Annotated in this window: 24 protein-coding genes and 1 pseudogene; 9 read left to right on the top strand and 16 right to left on the bottom strand. The window is 64.0% G+C overall.

The genetic code is table 11. The features are described 5' to 3' along the window. The 5 genes and pseudogenes from LB541_RS16710 to LB541_RS16690 form a co-directional block, all read left to right on the top strand. A pseudogene (locus tag LB541_RS16710) lies at positions 1–403 on the top strand (MFS transporter); the annotation flags it as partial. Positions 404–507: 104 nt separating this feature from the next. Beyond that, the gene (locus tag LB541_RS16705) at positions 508–2,568 is read left to right on the top strand and encodes a prolyl oligopeptidase family serine peptidase (protein ID WP_224619020.1); all 2,061 of its coding nucleotides are present in this window, start codon (positions 508–510) and stop codon (positions 2,566–2,568) included. A gap of 67 nt (positions 2,569–2,635) precedes the next feature. Further along, entirely contained in the window at positions 2,636–2,776 is a 141-nt protein-coding gene (locus LB541_RS16700) for a capsid protein (protein ID WP_140495676.1), read from the top strand. Positions 2,777–2,825: 49 nt separating this feature from the next. After that, a complete protein-coding gene (locus LB541_RS16695; RefSeq protein WP_224619018.1) occupies positions 2,826–4,205 on the top strand; it encodes an aspartate aminotransferase family protein in 1,380 nt (459 codons plus the stop codon). A gap of 122 nt (positions 4,206–4,327) precedes the next feature. After that, complete coding sequence (locus LB541_RS16690; RefSeq protein WP_224619015.1) at positions 4,328–4,972, top strand: cytochrome c oxidase assembly factor Coa1 family protein; 645 nt, start codon at positions 4,328–4,330, stop codon at positions 4,970–4,972. A gap of 270 nt (positions 4,973–5,242) precedes the next feature. On the opposite strand, the gene mmsB is transcribed toward LB541_RS16690, so the two are convergent. Both mmsB and LB541_RS16680 read right to left on the bottom strand, forming a co-directional pair. Then, on the bottom strand, positions 5,243–6,127 hold the full coding sequence (mmsB, locus tag LB541_RS16685; protein WP_140665284.1) for a 3-hydroxyisobutyrate dehydrogenase: 885 nt from the start codon (positions 6,125–6,127) through the stop codon (positions 5,243–5,245). 26 nt (positions 6,128–6,153) lie between these two features. After that, positions 6,154–7,320, bottom strand: coding sequence for an isobutyryl-CoA dehydrogenase (locus LB541_RS16680; protein WP_140495680.1), 1,167 nt, complete (start codon positions 7,318–7,320; stop codon positions 6,154–6,156). A 144-nt stretch (positions 7,321–7,464) separates the two neighbouring features. Here LB541_RS16680 and LB541_RS16675 point away from each other — a divergent pair, with 144 nt between their 5' ends. After that, the gene (locus LB541_RS16675; RefSeq protein WP_140685869.1) at positions 7,465–8,079 is read left to right on the top strand and encodes a dimethylsulfonioproprionate lyase family protein; all 615 of its coding nucleotides are present in this window, start codon (positions 7,465–7,467) and stop codon (positions 8,077–8,079) included. 3 nt (positions 8,080–8,082) lie between these two features. Then, a complete protein-coding gene (locus tag LB541_RS16670) occupies positions 8,083–9,558 on the top strand; it encodes a cobyric acid synthase (protein ID WP_224619012.1) in 1,476 nt (491 codons plus the stop codon). On the opposite strand, the gene LB541_RS16665 is transcribed toward LB541_RS16670, so the two are convergent. The 4 genes from LB541_RS16665 to LB541_RS16650 all read right to left on the bottom strand — a co-directional run bounded on the left by LB541_RS16665 (position 9,559) and on the right by LB541_RS16650 (position 11,994). Then, on the bottom strand, positions 9,559–9,975 hold the full coding sequence (locus tag LB541_RS16665; protein WP_140675723.1) for a VOC family protein: 417 nt from the start codon (positions 9,973–9,975) through the stop codon (positions 9,559–9,561). Between the two features lie 85 nt (positions 9,976–10,060). Beyond that, complete coding sequence (locus LB541_RS16660; protein WP_140559635.1) at positions 10,061–10,900, bottom strand: helix-turn-helix domain-containing protein; 840 nt, start codon at positions 10,898–10,900, stop codon at positions 10,061–10,063. Positions 10,901–10,984: 84 nt separating this feature from the next. Further along, the gene (locus tag LB541_RS16655; RefSeq protein WP_181169595.1) at positions 10,985–11,152 is read right to left on the bottom strand and encodes a hypothetical protein; all 168 of its coding nucleotides are present in this window, start codon (positions 11,150–11,152) and stop codon (positions 10,985–10,987) included. A 56-nt stretch (positions 11,153–11,208) separates the two neighbouring features. After that, positions 11,209–11,994, bottom strand: coding sequence for a TSUP family transporter (locus tag LB541_RS16650; RefSeq protein WP_140517245.1), 786 nt, complete (start codon positions 11,992–11,994; stop codon positions 11,209–11,211). A gap of 185 nt (positions 11,995–12,179) precedes the next feature. Here LB541_RS16650 and LB541_RS16645 point away from each other — a divergent pair, with 185 nt between their 5' ends. Beyond that, positions 12,180–12,611, top strand: a complete 432-nt coding sequence (locus tag LB541_RS16645; RefSeq protein ID WP_140495687.1) for a TerB family tellurite resistance protein — start codon at positions 12,180–12,182, stop codon at positions 12,609–12,611. Positions 12,612–12,706: 95 nt separating this feature from the next. On the opposite strand, the gene LB541_RS16640 is transcribed toward LB541_RS16645, so the two are convergent. The 5 genes from LB541_RS16640 to LB541_RS16620 form a co-directional block, all read right to left on the bottom strand. Then, positions 12,707–14,329, bottom strand: coding sequence for an ABC transporter ATP-binding protein (locus LB541_RS16640; RefSeq protein WP_224619010.1), 1,623 nt, complete (start codon positions 14,327–14,329; stop codon positions 12,707–12,709). Continuing rightward, complete coding sequence (locus tag LB541_RS16635; RefSeq protein ID WP_140517241.1) at positions 14,326–15,195, bottom strand: ABC transporter permease; 870 nt, start codon at positions 15,193–15,195, stop codon at positions 14,326–14,328. Before LB541_RS16635 ends, LB541_RS16640 begins: the two co-directional genes overlap by 4 nt. Then, entirely contained in the window at positions 15,192–16,139 is a 948-nt protein-coding gene (locus LB541_RS16630) for an ABC transporter permease (RefSeq protein WP_140555073.1), read from the bottom strand. The genes LB541_RS16635 and LB541_RS16630 overlap by 4 nt, the downstream gene beginning before the upstream one ends. A 301-nt stretch (positions 16,140–16,440) precedes the next feature. Next, positions 16,441–17,919 (bottom strand): ABC transporter substrate-binding protein, encoded by a 1,479-nt coding sequence (locus tag LB541_RS16625; RefSeq protein WP_140817468.1) that lies wholly within the window; start codon positions 17,917–17,919, stop codon positions 16,441–16,443. Between the two features lie 158 nt (positions 17,920–18,077). Beyond that, positions 18,078–19,352 carry an acetylornithine deacetylase/succinyl-diaminopimelate desuccinylase family protein gene (locus LB541_RS16620; RefSeq protein ID WP_224619007.1) on the bottom strand — a complete coding sequence of 425 codons (1,275 nt, stop codon included), beginning with the start codon at positions 19,350–19,352 and terminating at the stop codon, positions 18,078–18,080. A 217-nt stretch (positions 19,353–19,569) separates the two neighbouring features. Between LB541_RS16620 and LB541_RS16615 the strand changes: the two genes are divergently transcribed. Continuing rightward, positions 19,570–19,998: a L,D-transpeptidase gene (locus LB541_RS16615; protein ID WP_224619005.1), complete on the top strand. Its 429-nt coding sequence runs from the start codon at positions 19,570–19,572 to the stop codon at positions 19,996–19,998. Positions 19,999–20,042: 44 nt separating this feature from the next. On the opposite strand, the gene LB541_RS16610 is transcribed toward LB541_RS16615, so the two are convergent. From LB541_RS16610 to LB541_RS16590, 5 genes are read right to left on the bottom strand one after another with little or no spacing between them, the layout of a single operon-like run. Beyond that, positions 20,043–20,984 carry a lipid A biosynthesis lauroyl acyltransferase gene (locus LB541_RS16610; RefSeq protein WP_181165334.1) on the bottom strand — a complete coding sequence of 314 codons (942 nt, stop codon included), beginning with the start codon at positions 20,982–20,984 and terminating at the stop codon, positions 20,043–20,045. Positions 20,985–21,023: 39 nt separating this feature from the next. Then, positions 21,024–22,052 (bottom strand): zinc-binding dehydrogenase, encoded by a 1,029-nt coding sequence (locus LB541_RS16605; RefSeq protein WP_140521074.1) that lies wholly within the window; start codon positions 22,050–22,052, stop codon positions 21,024–21,026. A gap of 37 nt (positions 22,053–22,089) precedes the next feature. Then, on the bottom strand, positions 22,090–23,361 hold the full coding sequence (locus LB541_RS16600; protein WP_140495696.1) for a beta-ketoacyl-ACP synthase: 1,272 nt from the start codon (positions 23,359–23,361) through the stop codon (positions 22,090–22,092). A 41-nt stretch (positions 23,362–23,402) separates the two neighbouring features. Beyond that, complete coding sequence (locus tag LB541_RS16595; RefSeq protein ID WP_224619004.1) at positions 23,403–24,590, bottom strand: beta-ketoacyl-ACP synthase; 1,188 nt, start codon at positions 24,588–24,590, stop codon at positions 23,403–23,405. 17 nt (positions 24,591–24,607) lie between these two features. After that, positions 24,608–24,889 carry an acyl carrier protein gene (locus tag LB541_RS16590; RefSeq protein ID WP_010909964.1) on the bottom strand — a complete coding sequence of 94 codons (282 nt, stop codon included), beginning with the start codon at positions 24,887–24,889 and terminating at the stop codon, positions 24,608–24,610. Between the last annotated feature and the right edge of the window lie 97 nt (positions 24,890–24,986).

Below are 24,986 nucleotides of genomic sequence, written 5' to 3'. Positions count from 1 at the left end.
CGCCGCCACCAGCGCCATGCAGGGGCCGCGCGGCCGGCGGGCCGCGGGGCTGACGGCGCGCCTGGTGCGGTTCATCTGCCTGGTGCTGACGCTGCTCGGCTGTCTGCTGCTGCCGTTATTGATCGAAACGCCGCTGGTCTGGCCGATGATCTTCGTCTGGGGCGCGGTGTCCTACGGCATTTATACGATGGCGATTATCGAACTCGGCGAGCGTTTCAGCGGCTCGGCGCTAATTGCCGGCAATGCCGCTTTCTCCCTGATGTGGGGCGTCGGCGGCATCCTCGTCCCGCCGCTTGCGGGCGGCGTGATGGACGGGATCGGCGCGAGCGGCCTGCCGGTGACGCTCGGCGCGATCTGCCTGGCGCTGGCGGCTGCGACCGTCATCCGGCGGCGGATCGTGTGACGGCCTGAAGCGATCTGCCGCGATGACGCGGCTTCAACACCTTGAATCCGGCGCCCTTTGACGCGATGTAGGCAGGGCCGCCCCCCGATTTCTCGGAGACCCCCATGACCATTTCGACGACAAAGCCTGGCTTGGCGACCGATGATCCCTTTCTTTGGCTGGAGGAAAGGACGAGCAAGGAGGCGCTCGACTGGGTACATCGCCAGAACGAAGTCACGGTGGCGCAATTGCAGGGCGATCCGTCCTACCAGGCGTCGTTCGAAACCGCGCTCGATCTGATGACCGCCGAGGACAACATAGCCGTCGGCTCCGCGCTCAACGGCTACGTCTATAATTTCTGGCAGGACAAGACCAATGTGTTGGGCCTGTGGCGCCGCACGACGGTGGCTTCCTACAAGACCGACAGACCGGACTGGGAAACCATCATCGACTTCGACCAGCTCGCGGCGAAGGAGGGAGTGAAATGGGTGTTCGGCGGCGCCAACCGGCTCTACCCCGATTTCAACCGCTGCCTGGTTTCGATGTCGCCTGATGGCGGCGACGCCAGCGAGATGCGCGAATTCGACATCGCCGCCAAATCGCTCGTCGAGGACGGTTTTCGTGCGCCCGCTTCCAAGTCCGGCTTCGGCTGGCTCGACAAGGATACGGTGATCGTCTCGGCAGCCTTCGAAGAGGCCGACAAGACCGAATCCGGCTACCCGCGCGTCGTCAAATTGTGGACGCGCGGCACGGACCTTGAAGACGCGACGCCGATCTTCGAAGCGCAGAAGGAAGACCTCGCCGTCGGCGCCGGCCTGGAGTTCGATGGCGAGAAGCGGCATTTGTTTCTAACGCGGACGCTCAACTTCTTTGCATCGCACAGTTTCCTGCGTCTCCCGTCAGGTGAAAACAGACGCATTCCGTTGCCCGACGACGTTACCGACACGGCGCTTTTCAAGGACCAGATGGTGTTTGGCGTGCGTACGCCTTGGACGGCGCCGGATGGCACGTCCTGCCGGCCGGACGGGCTCTATTCGTTCGATTTCGCGCATTGGATCGAGACCGGCAGTTTCGGCGTCATCGAGACCTTGCTCGCGCCGGCGCATCGCGTGTCCATCGCCACTCTTGCCAGGACGCAGGACCGCCTGTTCATCAGCCTGATGGACAATGTGCGCGGCAAGGTTGTGGCCTGCGAACGCAGGGACAGCGCCTGGTCGCTGAAACCGGTTGCATTGCCGGAAAACGGCACGGTAGGCATCAGCCATGCCGAACATTTCGGCGCCAGCGTCTCCTTCTCTTTCACCGATTTCCTGACGCCGAGCTCGATCATCTGGTCCGACGACAATGGCGAGACGCTCGCCACAGTGAAGTCGCAGCCGTCGCGATTCGATGCTTCGCAGCTCGTCTCGGAACAGTTCGAGGCACGCTCGAAGGACGGCACGACGATTCCCTATTTCGTCATCAGGCGGCGTGACCAGAAGGGCCCGGTGCCGACGCTGCTCTACGGCTATGGCGGCTTCGAAGTGCCTTTGCTGCCTGGCTATGCCGGCGTGCGCGGCAGGCTGTGGCTGGAGAAGGGCAATGCCTATGTGCAGGCCTGCATCCGCGGCGGGGGCGAGTTCGGCCCGGCCTGGCACCAGGCAGCGCTCAAGGGCAACCGGCAGAACGCTTTCGACGATTTCGCGGCGGTCGCGCAGGATGTCGTCAGGCGCGGCATTGCGACAGCTGCCTCGCTCGGCATCCAGGGCGGCTCGAATGGCGGCCTGCTGACGGGCGTCTCGTTGACGCAGCATCCGGAGCTGTTCGGCGCCGTGATCATCGAGGTGCCGCTGCTCGACATGCTGCGCTACACCGAATTGCCGCCCGGCGCGTCGTGGATGGCCGAATATGGCGATCCGTCGAAGCCGGAAGATGCGACCTGGCTGGCCGCCTACTCGCCTTACCAGCATGTCGAGGCCGGTGCCTATCCGCCGGTGCTGCTCACCACCTCGACCGCCGACGACCGGGTGCATCCCGGCCATGCGCGCAAGATGGCCGCCCGCCTGCAGGAGGCCGGCCACGCCGGGACGCTCTTCTTCGAAGAAACCGAGGGCGGCCATGGCGGCCGCGGCGACCGCCGGCCGCAGGCGGCACAGGCCGCGATGAAGTACGTTTTCCTGCAGAGGACGCTGGGCGGGAAGGGCTGAACCGAAAGCCTTCGGACCGGAGCGAAGGGTGGTTCACCTCGAACCTTCTTTGCTCTAAGGTGCCTTCATGGCTCCCGTGGTGACATTGGCCGGCCTTTTCGGGGTTCGGGCATTTGGGGGCGCGGTGACGCCGTCGCTGCGCACGTTGCGCGCCGAGCTTTTGCGGCTTTGCGCCCGCATAGGCTATTCGCCACCCGCTATCCTCTGAAGAATCCGCCCCGGCGCAGCCGGATTGGTTCCAGAGGAAGATCAGATCCATGACCTATCAAAATTATTCGCTGAAGCAGCTTCAGCAGATCGACGCCGCGCATCATCTGCATCCGTTCACCGACCATAGGGAATTGCGCGAGGCCGGATCGCGCATCATCACCCACGCCAACGGTGCCTTCATCTATGATTCCGAAGGGACGGAACTGCTCGACGGCATGGCGGGGCTGTGGTGCGTCAATATCGGCTATGGCCGCGACGAGCTCGCCGAGGCAGCCTATGCGCAGATGAAGGAGCTGCCTTACTATAATTCCTTCTTTAAATGCTCGACGCCGACGCCTGTGCTTCTGTCGAAGAAGCTGGCGGAGATCGCGCCGAAGAACGTCAACCAGGTGTTCTATGGCTCGTCCGGCTCGGAAGCCAACGACACTGCGCTCAGGCTCGTGCGCCACTATTGGGTGCTCGAAGGCAAGCCGCAGAAGAACCGCGTCATCTCGCGCAAGATGGCCTATCACGGCTCGACCATCGCCGGCACGTCGCTCGGCGGCATGGACGCCATGCACAAGCAGCTCAACGGGGAGGTGCCCAACATCGTCCATGTGATGACGCCGTACGCCTATGAGCTGTCGCTGCCGGGCGAGAGCGATCATGATTTCGGCCTGCGCGCGGCAAAGGCGGTCGAGGACGCCATCCTCGAAGCCGGCGCCGACAAGGTCGCCGCCTTCATTGGCGAGCCGGTGATGGGAGCTGGCGGCGTGAAGATACCGCCGGCAAGCTATTGGCCCGAGGTACAGCGCATCTGCCGCAAATACGATGTGCTGCTGATGCTGGACGAGGTCATCACCGGCTATGGCCGCACGGGCGAATGGTTTGCCGCGCAGACGCTTGGCATCGAGGCCGACACCATCACCACCGCCAAGGCGCTGACGTCGGGCTACCAGCCGCTGTCGGCGCTGCTGGTCGGCGATCGCATTGCCTCGACGCTGATCGAGAAGGGCGGCGAGTTCAATCACGGTTATACCTATTCCGGCCACCCCGTGGCTTGCGCCGTGGCGCTGAAGAACCTGGAGATCATGGAGCGGGAGGGTCTGGTCGACCGCGTCAGGAGCGACACCGGGCCCTATTTCGCCAAGGCGCTGCAAGAGCGCATCGCCGGGCACGAGCTGGTCGGCGAGGTGCGTTCGATCGGGCTGATGGGTGCGATCGAGATCGTCAAGGACAAGGCGACCAAGGAGCGGTTCCTGCCGGCTGGAAGTGCCGCGGTGACCGTGCGCGACCATGCGATCGCCAACGGCATGATGCTGCGCGCCACCGGCGACACAATGATCCTGTCACCGCCGCTGATCTGGACCCGCGACACGATCGATATGGCCTGCGAGCGTATCGGCAAGGCGCTCGACCTGGCGCAAGCGGATCTGCGCAAACGGTAAAAGAAATGGCCGGGCGTTCGTGATCGAGACGCCCGGCCGCTGGCCCCAGACAGACTGAGGGTTCCGGTCGCCGGCGCTATCGGTTACAACCCGCCAAGGCAGTTTTGCCGACGGGGAACGCGATGGCCGGACAACCGCTCAACCAGCCCGCCGAAATCCCGGCTGAGCTCGATCGCTGGAATTGGGGCGCCTTCTTCCTCAACTGGATCTGGGGCATCGGCAACTCCACCTTCATCGCCCTGCTGGCGCTGATCCCGATCGTCAACATCGTCATGATCTTCGTGCTCGGCGCGCGCGGCAGCCGCTGGGCATGGCGGAACCGGGCGTGGCGTGATGCCGAGCAGTTCCGCAGAACGCAGCGCAACTGGGCGATCGCCGGTCTTGCCGTCTGGGTGCTTAGTATCGGGGGCTGCGCGACGATGGTCGGCGGCATCCCTTTCATGATCAAAGGCAGTGACGCCTATCACATGACCATGGAGGTCGTTCGCGCCGATACCCGGGTGAAAGCCGCTATCGGCGACGACGTGACCGCCAATTTCTGGGTCGGCGGCCATCTCAACGTCAACGCAGATGGGACGGGTGACGCGCAGTTCAGCATTCCCATCCACGGCGCCAAGGGAAAGGGCACGGTGTTTTCGCATCTTGTTCGCAATGCAGGCACGTGGAGCACGCGCCTGCTCGTGGTCCGGGTCGAGGGCGCCGATGCGCCGATCGTGCTGACCAATGAAGATCACGTGCCGATCCCGAACGCGGCAATCGGAATATGAGGGATGTCGGATCCTGGAACGCAAAAACCGCGCCCCACCGGGACGCGGCTTTGCCAGATACGCTTGGCGTTTCGCTACGCAAACACTTGGCGAAATTTACGGGCTCCGGTACGCGAGACCTGATCCGGAGCGCCGGGCGGACGCGATATCCGCCTCGCAGTCCGTTTTATAGGGACATCGTTACCGCGGAGTTATCGAGAGCTTAAGCAAACCTAAATTTTGCGGTTCTCCGGCGGGGCGTACGAAAGAAAAACGAGTTTTATCAATTGCTTATTGATTGGCGCCGCGCAGAAAATTTATGATCCCGGAAAAATCGGCGCCGGCATTCCCTTGCGCGTTGAACAGGCCGTAGAGCTGTGTCGCTTCGGCGCCAAGCGGTGTCACCGCGCCCGCGGCTTGTGCGGCTTCCTGCGACAGCTTCAAATCCTTCAGCATGAGCGCGGCGGCGAAGCCGGGCTTGTAGTCGCGGTTGGCGGGCGAGGTCGGCACCGGGCCGGGCACCGGGCAATAGGTGGTCAGCGACCAGCACTGGCCTGAAGAGGTCGAGGCAACGTCGAACAGGGCCTGGTGCGCCAGGCCGAGCTTTTCGGCCAGCACGAAGGCCTCGGCGACGCCGATCATCGAAATGCCGAGAATCATGTTGTTGCAGATCTTGGCCGCCTGGCCGGCGCCGTCGCCGCCGCAATGGACGATGCGCCCGGCCATGGGCTTCAGGATCGGCTCGGCGGCGGCGAAGGCGTCGTCCGAGCCGCCGGCCATGAAAGTCAGCGTGCCGGCGGCGGCACCGCCGGTGCCGCCCGAGACCGGCGCATCGACCGACAGCAGGCCGTGCTTTGCGGCGATGGCATGCGCCTTGCGCGCCGATTCGACGTCGATGGTCGAGGAATCGATGAAAAGCGCGCCCTTCTTTGCCTTGGACGCGATCTCTTCGTAGACCGACAGGACATGCTTGCCGGCGGGCAGCATGGTAATGACAACATCCGCATCTTTCACTGCGGTCAAGGCATTGGCCATGATCGTAACGCCATGTTCTTTGGCGACGGTGAGGTTTTCGGACATTAGGTCGTAACCGTGCACGGCATACCCCGCTTTGACCAGGTTCGCCGCCATTGGATTGCCCATATTCCCAAGGCCGATGAAGGCGATTGTGGTCATTGTGTCTCTCCCGGAGTTTGCACGCTTCAGCGACCGATCAACGCGCGGGCGATGATGACGCGCATGATCTCGTTGGTGCCTTCGAGGATCTGATGCACACGCAGGTCGCGCACCAGTTTCTCGATGCCGTAATCGTGCAGGTAACCGTAGCCGCCGAGCAGCTGCAGCGCATCGTTGGCGACGTTGAAACCGGTGTCGGTGACGAAGCGCTTGGCCATTGCCGACCATTTCGAGGCATCCGGTGCCTTGCGGTCGAGCTTGGAAGCGGCGGCATAAAGAAAGATGCGCGCCGCCTGCAATTCGGTCTCCATGTCGGCCAACTTGAACTGCAAAGCCTGGAACTGGTTGATCTTCGAACCGAAGGCCTTGCGCTCGGCTGTGTAGGACAGCGCCTTGTCGAGAGCCGACTGCGCGCCGCCCAGCGAGCAGGCGGCAATGTTCAGCCGGCCGCCGTCAAGCCCGGCCATGGCGATGCCGAAGCCGGCGCCTTCGCCTGACAAAAGGTTTTCAGCCGGCACCTTGCAATCCTCGAAAATGACCTGGCGGGTCGACTGCATATGCCAGCCCATCTTGTGCTCATTGGCGCCGAAGGAGAGTCCCGGCGCATCTTTCGGCACGACGATGGTGGAAATGCCTTTCGGTCCCTCGGCGCCGGTGCGCACCATGACGGCATAGATATCGCTGTCGCCGGCGCCGGAGATGAACTGCTTGGCGCCGTTCAGCACGTAGTCGCCGCCGCTCTTCACCGCCCGCGTCTTCAGGGCAGCGGCGTCCGAGCCGGAACCCGGCTCGGTCAGGCAATAGCTCGCCAGCCATTCCATGGAGGTGAGCTTCGGCAGAAAGCGCTGGCGCTGGCCGTCGTCGCCGAAACGATCGATCATCGAGGCCACCATATTGTGGATCGAGATGAAGGAGGAAAAGGCCGGGTCGGCGTGGGACAGCGCTTCGAAGATCAGCACGGCGTCGAGCCGGCCGAGCGCGGAGCCGCCGACATCGTCCCTGACATAGATGCCGCCGAGGCCCAGCGGGCCAGTCTCGCGGATCACGTCGGCGGGGAAATGCTTGTTGCGGTCCCAGTCTAGCGCATTCGGCGCGACGCGATCGGCGGCGAAGGCCTGAGCCATTTCCTGGATGGCGCGCTGGTCCTCGTTGAGTTCGAACTGGCTGGTGCTCGCATCGACCGCGGCGTCCATGGCGTGCTCCCTATATACTGGCCAGCTGGCTCGCTGGCCTGTCGTTTTTGGCTTTGCGCGCGCACCAATCTAGACCAATGATGCCGCCGCGCAACCCGAGCCGCCGCGGAGCGGCTGTGCGTCAATGCATGTCCGGAGCAAGATGTGACGACAAAATTCGATGAGCTGCTAGAGCGGTTCCACACCTATCTCGCTTCCGTGGGTGACTTCCTGGTGCAGGATGCGGTGGCGCGCATAGGGTGGGATATGCCCGCCCGCGAGCTTGAACCGCACCCACTCGGCTGCCTGCGCCATCTCGATCGCGCCGCCGAATTGACGCCGGCGCGGACCAAGCAGCTGGTGCAATTTCTGGCGCAGGAGCGCGGCGAATTGCGCTGGGGCCAGACCTACGGCGAGTCGGATTTCGGCAAGGCGTTCATCGACAATTATGGCTGGCTCGAAGTATTCGGCACCCGCGGCCACTTCGCCAACGACGAGGTCGCCGCCGGCGTGCTGATCCTTGGGCCTGATATCGTCTATCCCGACCACCATCATGTCGCCGAGGAGATCTATATCCCGCTGACCGGCGGCACCGAGTGGCGCATGGGCGAGGACAGCTTTCACAAGCGAGAGGCCGGCGAGGTCATCCACCACGCTTCTAAGGTCAATCACGCCATGCGCACCGGCAAGGAGCCGTTGCTGGCGCTCTATATCTGGCGCGGCGGGCCGCTGGCGCAGAAATCCACGATCACCGGGACCGCGACGCAGGGCAGGGGCTGAGCCATGGCTAAAGCCATTATGCTGCAAGGCACGGGTTCGGATGTCGGCAAGACCGTGCTGGTCGCCGGGCTGTGCCGCGCCGCGAAAAAGCGTGGGCTGAAGGTGCGTCCGTTCAAGCCGCAGAACATGTCGAACAATGCCGCCGTTGCCGATATTCCCGGCGACAACAGGGCTGGCGGCGGCGAGATCGGCCGCGCGCAATGGCTGCAGGCGATCGCCTGCGGCGTGCAGCCATCGGTTCACATGAACCCCGTGCTGCTCAAGCCGCAGACCGATGTCGGTGCGCAGGTCATCGTGCAAGGCAAGGTGTTCGGCGAGGCGCGGGCGCGCGACTACCAGGCGCTGAAGGGCCGGCTGATGGACGCGGTGCTGGACTCCTGGGGCAAGGTCGGCGAGGGCGCCGATCTCGTCATCGTCGAGGGCGCGGGCTCACCGGCCGAGATCAATCTCAGAAGCCGCGACATCGCCAATATGGGCTTTGCGACGCGTGCCGACGTGCCTGTCGTGCTGGTCGGCGACATCGACCGCGGCGGCGTCATCGCCTCAGTCGCGGGCACGCATCTGATCCTGCCGGAGGAAGACCGGCGCATGATCGTCGGCTACCTCATCAACAAGTTCCGCGGCGACGTCTCGCTGTTCGACGACGGCATCAAGGCGATCGAAGGGTTCACCGGCTGGCGCTGCTTCGGCGTCGTGCCGTGGCTGAAGGCGGCAGCGCGGCTGCCCTCGGAGGATTCGGTGGTGCTGGAACGGCTTGCCTCCGGGGAGTCGCGTGCGCTGAAGGTGGCGGTGCCGATGCTTGACCGCATCGCCAATTTCGACGATCTCGACCCGCTCAAGGCCGAGCCGCAGGTGGAAGTGGTATTCGTGCAGCCTGGAAAGCCGTTGCCGCAGGATGCGGGACTGGTGGTCATTCCCGGCTCGAAGTCGACGATCGGGGATCTGCTGAAATTTCGCGAAAATGGCTGGGACCGTGATCTTCTCGCCCATCGCAGGCGCGGCGGCCATGTCGTCGGCATTTGCGGCGGCTTCCAGATGCTTGGCCGCATCGTGCGCGATCCCGACGGCGTCGAGGGCAGCGTCACCGAAGCGGAAGGGCTTGGCCTGCTCGACATCGAAACAGTGATGGAACCGGAAAAGACGGTGCGCAACGTCAGCGCCCGCTCGGTGCCGTTCGACCTGCCGCTCGAAGGCTACGAGATCCATCTCGGCCGCACCACCGGCCCGGACATGCTGCGGCCGTCGGCGATCATCAATGGCGCCGAGGACGGTGCGGTCTCGGCGGATGGCAAGGTGGTCGGAACCTATATGCACGGGCTGTTTGGCGCCGACGCCTTTCGAGGGAGGTTCCTCGAAAGCCTCGGCGTCAAGGGCGGCGGCATCGACTATCGCGCCGAGGTCGAGAGGGCTCTCGACGAGGTCGCGGCCCAGTTGGAGAGCCATCTTGACTGCGACGCGATCTTTTCGCTGGCGCGGTAGCTAGCTGCTCTTTTCTCCCGCCTTCGGCCAATAGGTGCCGAAGGACCAGACATTGCCCTCCGGGTCGCGGCAGATGAACTCGCGACTGCCATAGTCGCGGTCGGTCAATTCCTGGAGGATCGTGGCGCCTGCCTTCTTCGCCTTGGCGTAGGCGGCGTCTGCGTCGTCGACGGTGATGTAGATTGACTTGCCGCCGCCTGTGCCGGGTTCGCCAACCATTTTGCCGTAGTCGTCGTCGCGCGCGCTGCCGAGCATGATCATCGAGGAGCCGAAGACCAGTTCGGCATGGTGCACGACATCGCCTTCGCCGTAGCGAGCACGGATGCTGAAGCCGAAGGCTTCGCACAGCCAGCGGATCATTTTTGCGGCGTTCCTGTAACGCAAGGCGGGGTAGAGGCGGGGGGCTTCAGCGGGCATGGCAACTTCCTTCATTCGAGCTCATCGATGAACCCAGTCTGAGCGACAGCCGTTCCGGCGTCTTGAAGAAATGTTACCCGGGACTTCAGGCCTGTGCCGAACCCTCGATCGCGGTCGGTGTCTCGCCGGCAAGGTCGCGGAACTCACGCACCAGATGCGCCTGGTCGGCATAGCCGCAATCGGCCGCGATGTCGGCCCAATCGCAGGCTTGCTGCCTCGACAGGCCAAGCGCGCGGTTGAAGCGGACGATGCGCGACAGCGTTTTCGGGCCGATGCCGGTCGCGTCCGCGAATTTCCCCGCCAGATGCTTGCGGCTCCAGCCCAGCCTGTCGGCCAGTGACGAGACGCGCACGCGGCCGCCGGAGGCGAGGATCCTGTCATAGGCCCAGGCAACCCCGGCCTGCGTTTCCGGCGCATCGGCCAGCCGGGCGGCGACGAACATCTCGACAAGGGCAAAACGTTTGCTCCAGTCCGCCGCGTTGCCAAGCCGCTCGCGCAAGGCGACGCCTTCGATGCCGAGCACATCGTCCAGGCTGACCATGCGGTCGGTCAACCCGCTCATCGGCTGGCCAAAGAATCGGCGTGCGCCAAGCGGGGTGAAATTGACCTGGACGCAGCAGGCGCCGCCGAAGGATTCGATCATCACGGGTCCGGCATAGAGGCCGGCGGCGAAACTGGCGAAGCGATCATTGTCGCCGGGCGGCTTGCCAAGGCCGATGGCGAAAGGTTCGGCGAAGCTGATGACCAGAGGCACGGTAAGGGAGGCATATTCGACATTGCGGTAATGGCCGGGCGCCGTTTCGCGATAACCGCAAATGTCTGACACAATGCCCGCGAGGGCAGGGCTGGGAAGGCGCCGCCGCATCTCGAACCGCCCGGGGACTGACCGGTCCTGTTCCTCCTGACATGGCATCTCGATTGGCATCGACAGGACTCTAGCAGAGCCCGGACCCGAATCAAAAGCGCCCGGCTTTTGGCCGGGCGCTCCGAATTGCCTGAGATTTGAATGTCAGGCGCCGCGCATCAGGCAGCCGCCGGCACGCACGAGGTAAGCAATGGGCACGGTCCACACCGACGCGAGTGGATGAACGAAAGAGGCCGAGGGCGGCGAGAATGCCGATGAGGCGATGACAAGGGAGATGATGAAAACAATCTCGGTAGGTGCGCTGAGATTCATGTGCGGGTCCTCTCCTCGACATGATTCGAACAGCGGCATTCCATCAGGCGCGCGGGTCACACACCAATCAGGACGCGCAGCGGGTTCGCCGGGTCGGCCAGGAGCTTCGCCGCCAGAGCGACGCAGACGATGACAAGCAGCGGCTTGATCAGCCTGGCGCCGATGCGCATGGCCAGGCTGGCGCCGAGGCGGGCGCCGAGGAACTGGGCGACGCCCATCATCAGGCCGATCTTCCAGGAGATGACACCGACCGCGGCGAAGACGACGAAGCCGCCGATGTTGGAGGCGAAGTTGAGCAGCTTGGTGTGGGCCGTCGCCTTGAGTACGCCGTAGCCGGCAAGCGCGACGAAGGCCAGCATGTAGAAGGACCCGGCACCCGGCCCGAACAGGCCGTCGTAAAAGCCGATGGCCGGCACCAGCGTTATCCCGAACAGGAAGGGCGTCATACGTTCGGCGCGGTCAACGTCGGTCATGTTGGGCTTCAGGGCGAAATAGAGCGCGATGGCGATCAGCACCAGCGGCAGAAGCGCCCGCAGCAGATCGCCGGGCACGACCGTTGCCAGCAAGGCGCCGACGGCACCGCCGGCAAGCGCCAGCAGCGCAGAAGGCAGTTGCCGGCGAAGGTCGACATGGCCTTTCGCGGCATAGTGGATGGTCGCAGATCCCGAGCCGAACATGCCCTGCAGCTTGTTGGTTCCCAGCGCCTCGACCGGCGAGAAGCCGGCCAGCAGCAGTGCGGGAATAGTGATCAGCCCACCGCCGCCGGCAATCGAGTCGACAAAGCCCGCGGCAAAACCGGCGAAGGCGAGCATGGCGACGGATTCTAAGGTGAAGTCGATCATCAGGGAGAAATCAAGCCAGAGATGCTCCGGCTTCGATCACGAACACCCCGTTTGCGCAAGACCGATTTCACGCTACTTCTATCCAAGCGCGTCGCGCCTGGATTTCGCGTTGTGCTGTCATTATCCCAAAACCGCTGCGCTTTTTTGGGCTACATGGATTAGAGGAATCGGCAAAGGGGCTCCCGATGGCATTCGAACTGCTCGACCAGATACGCTCGATCTTCGATGGCGACCCCGGGGTGCGCAAGGTGGCGGACGACCCCGTGTTGTCGGCGGAACTTCTGATGCTGTTCCGCATGATCCTGGCTGACGGAACGGTCAGCGAGAGCGAGATGGTTGCCTTCCGGCGCATCTGCAAGGATGCCTTCGGCATTCCGGAAACCAGCATCGACGCCGTCATCGAATATCTCAACGAATTCGGCTACGAAACCAATGGCTCACAGGCCATCGCGCTGTTCCGCGACCTCGATGTCGAGCGGCGCAAGCAACTGGCGCAGCATATGGCCGAGATCGCCAAGGCGGACGCGCAATTGGCCGAGACCGAGGTGCGCCTGCTGCGCCGCACGCTCGACCTGCTCGACATCAGCCCGGTCGACGTGGTGAAATCTGAGCAGTAGGTTGATGGGATCCCAGCCGGGCCGGCTGTCTACGGCAGCCTCCGGCATTTGCGGCCTTTCACTCACACGGCGGATTCGCTTCGCGAACCGATCGCTCACCCCTGCTCCTGCATACGGCGTGCAATTGCCCTGTGCAGGTCCGGCGCTGCGGCGACAAGCGCCTTGGCCGCCTCGGATTGCGGGTGATCCAGCACCTCGCTCGTCCGGCCACGCTCGACGATCTGGCCGTCATGCATGACCAGCACTTCGTCCGTTATGGCGCGGGCGACGGTGAGGTCGTGGGTGATGAAGAGATAGGCGATGCCGAGTTTCTGGTTGAGCTCGGCGAACAGGTCGAGGATCTGAGCGCGGATCGAAACATCGAGCGCCGAAACCGGCTCGTCGGCGACGACCAGTTTTGGGCGGGTGATGATGGCGCGGGCGATCGACAGGCGCTGGCGCTGGCCGCCGGAAAATTCGTGCGGATACTTTTCCATGTCGTGCTGGTCGAGGCCGACCTCGTGCAGCGCCTGCGCCACCATCTCGCGGCGCTCGGCGCGCCCCGGTTTCCTGTCCAGCACGTGCAGCGGCTCGGCGATCAGTTTCTCGACCGTCTGGCGCGGATCGAACGAGCCATAGGGGTCCTGGAATACCACCTGCATGTCGCGCCGCGCCGGCTTCAGGTCCGCCTCGCTCTTGCCGGTGAGGGGCTCGCCGCGAAAGCGGATGGTTCCCGAACTCGGCCGGTCCAGCGCCAGGATCATGCGCGCCAAGGTAGACTTGCCGCAGCCGGAGCGGCCGACCAGCGCCACCGACTGGCCCGGCGCCATGGACAGCGACACGCCGTTGACGGCGCGGATGTCAGGCGCGCGCCGGAACAGCGAGGTGCGCCGGCCGGGATAATCGCGCGTCACGCCCTCAACCTCGAGCAAGGGCCGGGCTGCCGAGGCGCCATGCGGCCGGGCGCGGGCCGGCACGTGCATCGAGGCCAGCGCCAACTGGCGGGTATAGGGGTGGAGCTGTTCAGAGAGCGTGCGGGCCGTATCGCCGGCTTCCATGACTTCGCCCCGACGAAGAATGGTGATGCGATCCGCCATCTCGGTGACCACGGCGAGGTCATGCGAGATCAGGAGCAGGCCCATGCCGCTCTCCGCGACAAGGTCGCGCAAGAGGGTGAGGATTTGCGCCTGCAGCACCACGTCGAGCGCCGTGGTCGGCTCGTCGGCGATCAGCAGCTTCGGCTTCAGCGCGCAGGCCATGGCAATGACGACGCGCTGGCGCTGGCCACCGGACAGCTCGTGCGGATAGCGCGACAGCGGGAATTTTGCCGATGGCAAGCCAACCCGGTCGAGCATTTTTCGCGCCCGCTCTTCCGCCTCGGCACGTGTTGCCTTGGCATGCCAGCGTATGCCTTCGGCGACCTGCTCGCCGATGGTCTTGAGCGGGTTCAGCGCGGTCATCGGTTCCTGGAACACCATGCCGATATCGTCACCGCGCAGGGCGCACATCTGATCCTCGCTTGCCGCAAGGATGTCGATACCGTCGAAGGTGACGCGCCCGCTGGCACGCGCGGCATATGGCAAGAGCCGCATGACGCTCAGAGCCGTCATCGATTTGCCGGAGCCGGATTCGCCGACCAGCCCCATTACCTCGCCGGGCGCGATGGAGAACTCGATGCTCCGGAGGATCGGCGTGTCGCCGATCGCCAGCGACAGATTGTCGATTTCCAGAAGGCTCATCGTTGCCGCCGCGATTTCGGATCGAGGATGTCGGCGATGCCGTCGCCCAAAAGGTTCAGCCCAAGCACGGTGATCACGATCGCCATGCCGGGAAAGATCGCCATCCAGGGCGCCACCACCATGCGGGTCTGGGCGTCGAACAGCATGCGGCCCCAGCTCGGCATCGGCGGTTGGGCGCCAAGGCCCAGATAGGAAAGCCCGGCCTCGGCCAATATGCCGAGCGCGAACTGGATAGTGCCTTGCACCAGGAGCAAGGTGGCGATGTTGGGCAGCACATGTTCGATGGTGATCAGCGCCTTGCCCTTGCCCGCGGCGCGGGCGGCGAGGATGAATTCGCGCGGCCAGATCGCCAAGGCGCCGGCTCGGGCGACGCGGGCAAAAACCGGGATGTTGAAGATGCCGATGGCGATAATGGCATTGATGGCGCCGGGGCCGAAGATGGCGGTGATCATGATGGCCGACAAAAGCGCAGGGAAGGCGAAGACGAGATCGTTGATGCGCATCAAGGCCTCGTCGACGAGGCCGCCGCGCGCCGCGGCGAAAGCACCGAGCGGCACGCCGACGCCCATGCCGATGCCGACCGCGACCAGCGCCACCGCGATCGAATTGCGGGCGCCGACCATGATCATCGACAGGATGTCGCGGCCGAAATGGTCGGTGCCGAACCAGTGCGCCCAGGACGGCGCCAGCGTCTTGTCGGATATCACCAGCCGGGTCACGTCATAGGGCGTCCAGAGATAGGAGAGGATCGCCACCGCCGCCACGAACAACGTGACGGCGAAGCCGGCAAGAAACGAGCGGTTGCCGAACGCCTTGACGAGGATGCCGCCCAGCGTCTCTTCGGGGATGTCCGGATGCAACATCATTGCCGGCTTCGGAGGCGCGGATCGACGACGGCATAAGAGAGGTCGACGACGAGGTTGACGGCGATGACCGCGGCGACCAGCAGCATGACGACGCTTTCCACGACGATCAGGTCGCGCTGGGTGATCGCCTGGAACACCAGCCGGCCGAGGCCGGGCAGGTAGAAGACGTTCTCGATGATGATGGTGCCGGCGAGCAGGAAGGCGAATTGCAGGCCCAGAATGGTCAGCACCGGGATCATGGCGTTGCGCAGTGCGTGCCGCCACAGGACCGCGCGATAGGGCAGGCCCTTGGCGCGGGCGGTGCGGATATAGTCCTCGTTCAGCACCTCGATCAGTGCCGAACGGGTGACGCGTGCCAGGATCGCGGCCTGCGGCAATGCGAGCGCCACAGCCGGCAGCAGCAGTGATTTCAGCGCCGGCCAGGCACCGGCCCCCCAACCGGGAAAGCCGCCGGCCGGAACCAGCCGCAGCCAGACCGCGAAGAGATAGATCAGCATCAGCGCGAACCAGAAATTGGGAATGGCGACGCCGAGCTGCGCGGCGCCCATCGCCGCTGTGTCACCCATCCGCCCGCGATGGTTCGCTGAAAACAGGCCGACCGGGATGGCGATGAGGGTGGATAGGGCGAGCGCAATCAGCGCCAGCGGCAATGAGACGACGAGACGCTCGCGCACGAGGTCGATGACCGGCACCGAATAGGTGTAGGAGCGGCCGAAATCCAGGCAGAGCAGGCCGCCGGCCCAGTGCAGGTAGCGCCAGGGCAGGGGCGCGTCGAGGCCCATCTGGTTGCGCAGCAGCTCAACCTGGTCGGCGCTGGCATTCATGCCCAGCATCAGCCGCGCCGGGTCGCCGGGCAGGATCTCCAGCACCGCGAAGACGACCATGGAGGCCAGCGCCAACGTGGCGGCGGCGATCGCGAGACGCCTGAGGAGGTAGGCGGTCATCGCTTGATCGGCCAACAGTCGAAATCGGCGCTGCCCCTCATCTGCCTGCCGGCATCTTCTCCCCGTATAGAGACGGGGAGAAGGACGCCTTCGCAAAGGATTTCGCCAATCTTCAGCGTTGCAGAAAGGGTGCCGAGGTTGCGGCCAGCCCCCTTCTCCCCGTCACTATACGGGGAGAAGTGCCCGGCAGGGCGATGAGGGGCGGCGCAAACCTGAAGCGATCGTCCTGCGGCTCGGGTCAGGCAGCTTGGCAGGGCAGAGGGGGGTGCGGAGCGCAAGCGTCGCCTCTTGGCCAACGGCTTCACTCGTTCCACTTCACCTTGGTGAGATCATTGGCCTGGATCGGCGCGTTTTCCCACAGGCCCTGCAGCTTGGCGTCCCAGACGCCGACCTTGGGCAGTTCGTAGAGGAAGCCGACCACGGCGTCGTCGGCCAAGATCTTCTGTGCCTGCCCCAGCAATTCCTTGCGCTTGGCTTCATCGGAGGTGACGTCCAGATCGGCGATCACCTTGTCGAAGGCCGGATTGTCGTAATTGAAGTAATAATCCTTACGCGCATAGATACCGATGTCGTTGGGCTCGGTATGGGAGACGATGGTCAGGTCGTAGTCCTTCTTGGTGAACACCTGGTCCAGCCACTGCGCCCATTCGACCGGGATGATCTCGAGGTTGATGCCGACGTCACGGAGCTGCGAGGCGATGATCTCGCCGCCGAGCCTGGCATAGGTGGGCGGCGGAAGCTTCAGCGTCGCCTTGAAGCCATTCTCCAGCCCGGCTTCCTTCAAGAGTTCCTTGGCCTTGGCGACATCGTGCGGATAGCGGCCGGTGAGGTCGACGTAGTCCTTGTTGGCCGGCGACATATGCGAGCCGATCGGCAGGCCGAGGCCGGCCGAGGCACCGTCGATGATCGCCTTGCGATCGAGCGCGTAGGAGATCGCCTGCCTGACCAGCAATTTGTCGAAGGGCGGCTTCTTGTTGTTGATCGACAGGATGGTTTCGCCTTCGGTCGAACCGATCACCACCTTGAAACGCGGATCGTCCTTGACCTGCGCGAGACTGTCGGGATCGAAGAATGGGAACGCCTGGATATCGCCGGAAAGCAATGCCGGTACGCTAGCAGCGGCATCGGGCACGATGCGGAACTCGACTTTGTCGAGGTAAGCCGGCGTGCCCCAATAGCTGTCGGATTTCACCAGCGTGATCGAGGATCCCTTGGCCCAGCTCTGGAATTTGAACGGGCCGGTCCCGACCGGCTTTTCCTTGTTGGCGTCAGCGGATTTCGGCGAGACGATGACAGCATCGCCCCAGCCCATATTGTAGAGGAAGGATCCCTGCGGGTTCTTCAACGTCACCTTGACCGTTGCCGGGTCGACCACGTCGACCATATCGATGGCTGCGAACAGGGCTTTTTGCGCATTGACCGAATTGTCGGCGCGGGCGCGGTCGAGCGAGAATTTCACGTCGTCGGCGCTGAAGCCGGCGCCATCGTGGAATTTCACGCCGGTGTGCAGCTTGAAGGTGTAGGTCTTGCCGTCGTCGGAGATGGTCCAGCTTTCAGCCAAATCCGGCAGGACCTCGCCATTTGGCCCGATGCGGGTCAAGCCTTCGAACACGTTGGCGTAGAGAACCTCGTCGATTGCCGCGGCCGCGCCGGCGGTCGGATCGAGATGTGGCGGTTCGAGCGGGATGCCAATGACCAGATCGGTTCGCGCCGCCAGCGCGGGAGTGCCGACGGCCAGCGCCAGGACGGCGGCGGCCAGGATGGTTTTCCACAATTTCATGGTGCTACTCCCCGTGTGGTCAAACATGCGCTCAAACCGGGCGAATAGAAGCGTGATTTCGCACGGGAGTAAATTGCGTTTCGTGCCGCGCGGCGGCGTAGCCGGGAATGTTTTTCTCCGGACGGCCGCATCGATCGTTGGCTCTTGCCCGTGCGGCGCTATCGGGCGCCGCGCAGCAGCATGTTGAGCCCGAACGCCATCACCTTGGCCGATTCCACCATATCCGAGATCCCGACCCATTCGTCCGGCCGGTGGGCGAGATCGAGAATGCCCGGGCCATAGGCGATGCAATCATAGACATGGCCGATGCGGGCAATGTGCTTCTGGTCGTAGGTGCCGGGTGAAATGACGTAGTCGGGCTCGCGATCGAAGATCGCGTGGATGCCTTGCGCGATTGCCTTGACGACCGGAGCGTCGCGTTCGGTCATCAGCGGCAGCACCTCCATCAGGTCACGGATCTCGTAGTCGAACTTTTGCCGATCGCGCTTCAGCCGCTCGAGAATGCCGGTCACCTCGCCCTTGACCGTGGCGATATCCTCTTCGAGCAGGAAGCGGCGGTCGATGGTCAGCCGGCAGGAATCGGGCACGTTGGGCGAGGGCAGGCCGGGCCGGAAATCCTCGGTCTGGCCGCCATGGATGGAGTTGATGTTCATGGTCGAACGCTTCGCCCCTTCGGGCACGACCGGCATGCGCGTCATCTTGCGGTCGAGCGCGGGGAACAATTCGTCCTCGAATGCCTGCAGCACGGCGCCCATATGGCGCACCGCATTGTCGCCGAGGAACGGCATCGAGCCATGCGCGATTTCGCCCTTGGTCTCGATCTCGGCCCACCAGACGCCGCGATGGCCAAGGCAGATGCGGTCCTTGTTCAACGGTTCGGGAATGATGACGTGGTCGACCCTGGGTTTCGAGAAATAGCCGAGCCTCGCCAGATGCGCGACACCGCCGAAGCCGCCGGATTCCTCGTCGACCGTGCCTGATATCTCGATGGCACCGGGAAAATCGGGAAATACCTCCATGAAGGCTTCGGCCGCGATGATTGAGGAAGCCAGGCCGCCCTTCATGTCGCAGGCGCCGCGGCCGTAGACCTTGCCGTCCCTGACGATGCCGGCGAAGGGATCGACGGTCCAGCCGTCGCCGGCCTCGACGACATCGATATGCGAGTTGAAATGGACGCAGGCGCCAGGCGAGCGCCCATCGAAGCGAGCGACGACATTGACGCGCGGGTAGCGGTCGGTGTCGCCGGGCGTGCCCTCGGCACGGATGAACTCGGTCTGAAAGCCGCTCTTCTTCAGCCGCGCGCCAAGAAATTCGGCGCATGGCCGGTACGCTTCGCCGGGCGGGTTGATGGTGGGAAAGCGGATCAGCTCGGCGGTCAGCGCGACGAGATCGTCACGCCGGTCATCGATCGCTTGGAAGAGTCGCTCGTTCATGGCCCGAGTTGAGCAGCGATCGGCGTCGTTTTGCAAGTCCGCTGGCAATTAGGCCGTTGCGGCGTGTCGTTACGGCAACTCTTGCGGGAATTCGTTCAAATTCGCTGCTTTGGATTGGCGAATTGGTCAAGGGTATATGTTATGCCGTTCACCTGTCATTAAAGAGATGAAAAACGACGTGAAGGCAGGCAAGGGGCAATCAAAGGGGTTTGATCGCATGAAAAAGACAGTTCTCATGGCAGCAGCACTTGTCACGATGCTGTTCGGTGCTTCGGTGCAGAGCTGGGCAGCCAGCCTCATTGCAAATATAGACGTGTCATCGCAGACGATGACGGTCAGGTACGGCCAGGAGGTTTACCGGTGGAGCGTGTCCACGGCTCGGTCCGGCTACTTCACACCGCGCGGCTCCTACCGGCCGCAGCGAACGGCCCGGATGTGGTATTCGCGCAAATACGACATGTCGCCGATGCCTTATTCCGTGTTCTTCCACGGCGGCTATGCCATCCACGGAACGGGCGCGGTGAGGCAGCTCGGCCGACCGGCATCGCATGGCTGCGTGCGGCTGCATACGGCCAATGCGGCGGCTTTCTACTCGATGGTGCGAGAAGTCGGCTTCGGCAACACGCGCATCGTCGTGAGGAACTGACTGCTAAGCCGGCTTGTGGCGGAGGCGCATCGGACGGATTCAGGCTAGGCGCTTCGGGTCTTTGCCTTGCGTCGCTTGCGGCTGATGTCCCATCTCTTGTGGAACCACATCCACTGGCCGGGATCCTCGCGCACCCAGCGCTCGACCACGTCGTTGAGAAGCTGGGTGGTGGCGCGCACGTCGACACTGCCATCGGCGGTGCGGGGCAATGTCAGCTTCTCTTCTATCTCGAGCCTGAAGCGGTTGCCCGGCAGCCTGACGCAGCGCGCCGGGTAGACGTCGCAATCATAATGACGGGCAAGTGTGCCGAGCACGCGATTGCTCTGGCAGGGGCGGCCGAAGAATGTCGTTTCCAGGCCGCCCGTGAACTTCTGGTCGACGAGGACCCCGATATTGCCGCCGTTTTCCAATACCGAGGCGAGCGCGAACGAAGCGCCCGCCATCGAGGGCAGCAACGATCCCATGGTCGCGCGGCGCGTCGAGAGGATGTAGTCAGCCAGGTAAGGATTGTTGGGCGGGCGAAACAGCGCGGTGATATTCATGCCGAAAGTAGCCGCCGCCACCGGCAGCAATTCAAAATTGCCGAGATGTCCGGTGAAGACGATGTGCGGCTTCTTTTCGGCCGCGATCTCGACGAAATGGTCTACTCCCCTGACCTCGACACGGCCGGGACTGGTGGCGGCTGGATCGTAGTCGAACAAGGCGTCGAGAAAGATGTATTCGGCGGCGAGACGCGCCATGTTGCCCCACATGTCGGAGGCGATGGCCTGGATCTCGGCTTCGCTCTTGTGCGGATAGGCCTTGCGCAGATTCTCGACGGCCACATTATGGCGTCCGACCCATGGACCGATGCGGCGGGCGACGCGGTCGGCGAAATTCAGCGCGCTGTCGGGGGGCAGCAGGCGCAGCACCGAGATGATGATCATCGCAATGCGCGCGACCAGCCAGTGCTCGAACCGGCGCAATTGCCGGCCGTAGCGGAACATCAGGTCGCGGCGAAGCTTCTTCAACACAGAAGTCAGGGCCTAGACGACGCGTAGGATGATCTTGCCAAAGACGTCGCGGCCTTCCATGCGCTTCAGCGCGGCGTCGATGTCGTCGAAGCCGACTTCGGTATCGATGACGGGTGCGACCTGTCCCGCCGCCATCTTCTGCATGGCGTTGGCCATGTTCTCCATGCGGCAGCCGAAGGAGCCGAGCAGCTTCAACTGCTGCTGGAAGAGTTGCATCAGATTGACCTGCGCCGATACGCCGGACGTCGAGCCGCAGGTGACGAGCCGGCCACCGCGCTTCAGGCACAGCATCGAGCCGGCAAAAGTGTCGGCGCCGACATGTTCGAAGACGACGTCGACGCCCTTCTTCTTGGTCAGCTTGCGCACGACGCCCTCGAACCGGTCGTCACGGTAGTTGATGACATGATCGGCGCCGAGCGCCTTGGCCTTGTCTATCTTGTCGTTCGAGCCGACCGTGGTGATGACCGTGCAGCCCATCCGCTTCGCCAGCTGGATGGCGGCCGAGCCGATGCCGGATCCGCCGGCGTGGACAAGGATCGTCTCGCCGGGCTCGAGCCTGGCATTGTCGAACAGCATGTGTTCGACGGTGCCGAAAGTGACGGGGGCGACAGCCGCGCCGATCTCGCTCACGCCTGGAGGGACGGGGACCAGCAGGCGCGCCGGCAGGTTGATCTTCTCCTGCGCGAAGCCGTCGAGGTGGAAGCCATGAACGCCCGAGACGTGTTCGCAAAGATTGTCGCGGCCTTCGCGGCAGGCACGGCAAAGGCCGCAGGTGCGCGCGCCGTAGATCGAGACCAACTGTCCCGGCAGCAGGCCGGAAACGCCGGGACCGACGGTCTCGACCTCGCCGGAGGCTTCCGCGCCGACGACCAGCGGCAGCTTGCGCTTGGCGAAAGCCATGCCGCGCCAGCCCCAGACGTCAATGTGGTTCAGCGCCACTGCCTTGATGCGCAGCGTCACCTCGCCGAGCGCGGGCGGCGGCGGGGGCGGCAGGTCCACCGTTTCAAGACGGCGGTCCTCGATAAGTTGCAGTGCGCGCATGGAGCCTGTCGGTTCTGTTCTAGCGGAAGTGGCTCGCTTAGACCGGTTCCCGCGCCATGACAAGGCAAGTGTTCTGGCCGCCAAAGCCGAAAGAGTTCGAAAGCACGGTGCCGACCTGCGCATTGCGCTTCTTGTTCGGCACGACGTCGAGCACGATCGCCGGATCGGGATTGTCGTAGTTGATGGTCGGCGGTATGACGCCTTCGCGCATGGTCATGAGAGAAAACGCCGCTTCCACCGCGCCGGCGGCGGACAGCGTATGGCCGATCATGGACTTGTTGGACGAGATCGGCATCGAGCCGATCCGCTCGCCGAACACCGTCGAAAGCGACAGGTGCTCCATCTTGTCATTTTCCGGCGTCGAGGTGCCGTGCGCGTTGACATAGTCGATCTCGTCCTCGCCCAGGCCGGCATCGGCGAGGGCGGCGCGCACCGCCGCGATGGCCGGCGAACCATCCGGCTTGGAGCGGGTGCGGTGGAAATCGTCCGCCTTTTCGCCGCAGCCGCGCAGAATGCCCAGAACGCTCGCTCCACGGGCGAGCGCTGCCTCCAGCGATTCCAGCACCAGAGCGCCGGAACCTTCGGCCAGCACGAAGCCGTCGCGGTCCTTGGAGAAGGGCTTGGAAGCCTTTTCCGGGATGTCGTTGTGGGTCGAAAGCGCCGACAGCAGCGAAAAACGGATCAGCGCCTCGGCGGTCGCCGAGCCGTCCGCGCCGATCGACAGCGCCCGGTCGCATTCGCCTCTGCGGATTGCCTCGACCCCAAGCTGGATGGCCGTTGCACCGGAGGCGCAAGCGGTCGACAGCGTGATCGGCAGGCCGCGCGTGCCGAAACGGTCGGCGAGCCGGTCGGCGATCGACCCGAACTGCGTGGTCTCGAATGTATCGAGCTCCTTCAAGCCGCGCGCCACCCGAAGCAGCCTTTCGGCACCGGCGTCGTGCTTGTCGGAATTATAGAGCGCGAACCGCTCATGCCAGTCGAGTTCGACCGGCGGCGAGGCCAGAAAAAGCGGTCCGCCGAAGTCGCTGGAATTGAGGCCGGCTTCGGCAACAGCTTCCTGCGCGGCGGTCTCCGCCAGTTCGTAGGTGAGGGGACTGGCGCCCTTCGAGCTCGACGCAAGGAAATCGACCATGCCGGAAATGCGGGTGTTGAGGTGGTCGACAGGGAAGCGGGTGATCGGGTGGATGCCCGATCTGCCCGAGGTCAGCGCCGTCCAGTTGTCTGATTTGCCGGCTCCAAGGGAAGTAACCACGCCGATGCCTGTGACGGCAACGATCGGCCTGCCCATGTGATCTCTGAGATTGGCCATCCGGAAGCCCTAACCTTTATCGTTGTATGTGGCTGGCCGCTCTATGCGGCGTTGACCAGCGCCATGCCCTCGAATTGGTGGTAGCCGATCGCCGTTGCAAGGACGCTTCTTGGAATGCCTTCGAACGGTTTCTCGGCAGCGGCATCGAAAACGGGATAAGCGGCCTTGCGGTCGACGGCGAGCGCCGCCAGCGCCACGGCGAAGGGAAACTGCGCTTCCTTCATGTGGCCGGTCAGCGTCGCGAAGCCGCGCACCGCGATCGCGGGATTGGCGTCGAATGCCGACTTCTCGGCGGCGGTAGCCGCGTGAGCGCCTGAGGCGCCAGACAGGGAAAGCAAGCCGCCATTCGGCACGGCGGTCTTCTTGAGCAGCGCGGCGATCTCGGAATCGAGCTCGCCCTGCCGCCGCCTGGCACGGCCGGAGACGACCGGGCCGAGCTCGGCATAGATCCTGCGCCCCCGGCTTGCCGCGTGTTCGCGCTGCTCCAGCACCAGGAAAGCGCCGCCGGATCCCGATACCACGCCGCCACCTTCGGCGCCTTGCCGCTGCCAGACGGGCTTCCAGGCGCCGCGATGCAGGTAGCCGGCAAGCTCATAGCCGAGCAACATATCGGAATGTTCGGTCTGGAAGGCGCCGCCCACCAGTATATGCGTCGACTGGCCGGAACGAATGCGCGCGGCAGCCGTCTCGACGGCGGCTACGCCGGCGCCTTCCTCGCCCATGAAGGTCCTGGACGATCCCGTCACCTTGTGGACGATGGAGATGTTGCCGGCGAGCAGATTGGAAAGCTGTGCCAGGAACAGGGTGGGGCGCAGTTCGGTGGTGAGCTTCTCGTTGAGCAGCACGTCACGGTCGTTGCGGCTTTCCGAGGCGGCCAGGATGGCGGCATCGACCGCTTCGTCGCGCTCGCCGCCGCCGGCGGCCACGACCATGTCCATGGTCGTGCAGAGCTCGTCATTGCCCTTGATGCCGGCATCGTCCAGCGCAAGACCCGCGGCATAGGTGCCGAGCCTCTGCCAGGTTTCCATCTGGCGCTGGTCGCCGCGCTTGGCGATCTGCAGGTTCCAGTCGATCTCCGGCAGCGGATGGACGGTGTAGGGCGCGAAACGCTCGGCTTCGAGCACCGGCTTCTGACCCGGCTGAGTGAGCTTGCGCCAGTGTTCATCGGGGCCTTCTCCCAACGAGGAGACAAGGCCAATGCCGGTGATGACGACGTCGCGGGGGCTCATGGATGATCGGGTACGGATCAGGCGGTCTTGGCGGCGACCAGTGCGTCGATCTTGGCGCACAGGTTCTTCATGACAAAGTAATCGTCCGTCGAGGCCTTGCCGTCATTGACTTCCTGGGTCCATTTTTCCAGCGGCACCTTGATGCCGAATTCCTTGTCGATGGCGAAGACGATGTCGAGGAAATCGAGGCTGTCGATGCCGAGATCGTCGATCGTGTGGCTCTCGGGCGTGATGGTGTCGATATCGATCTCGCTGGTGTCGGCAATGATCTTGGCGACTTTGTCGAACGTGGTGGACAAGGGCTTTTCCTTCGGTTGCGGGCGGAATCTGTCCGCATCTTGTTTGGGCGCTGTCTAATCGGTTTTTCCCGGCAGGAAAAGGCCTGATACGCCGGGC

Origin of the sequence: Mesorhizobium sp. BR1-1-15 (assembly GCF_020165475.1) — a bacterium.
Lineage (GTDB): Bacteria > Pseudomonadota > Alphaproteobacteria > Rhizobiales > Rhizobiaceae > Mesorhizobium.
Note: the sequence above shows the minus strand (reverse complement) of the source record. Positions and strands in the feature narration are given on the sequence as shown.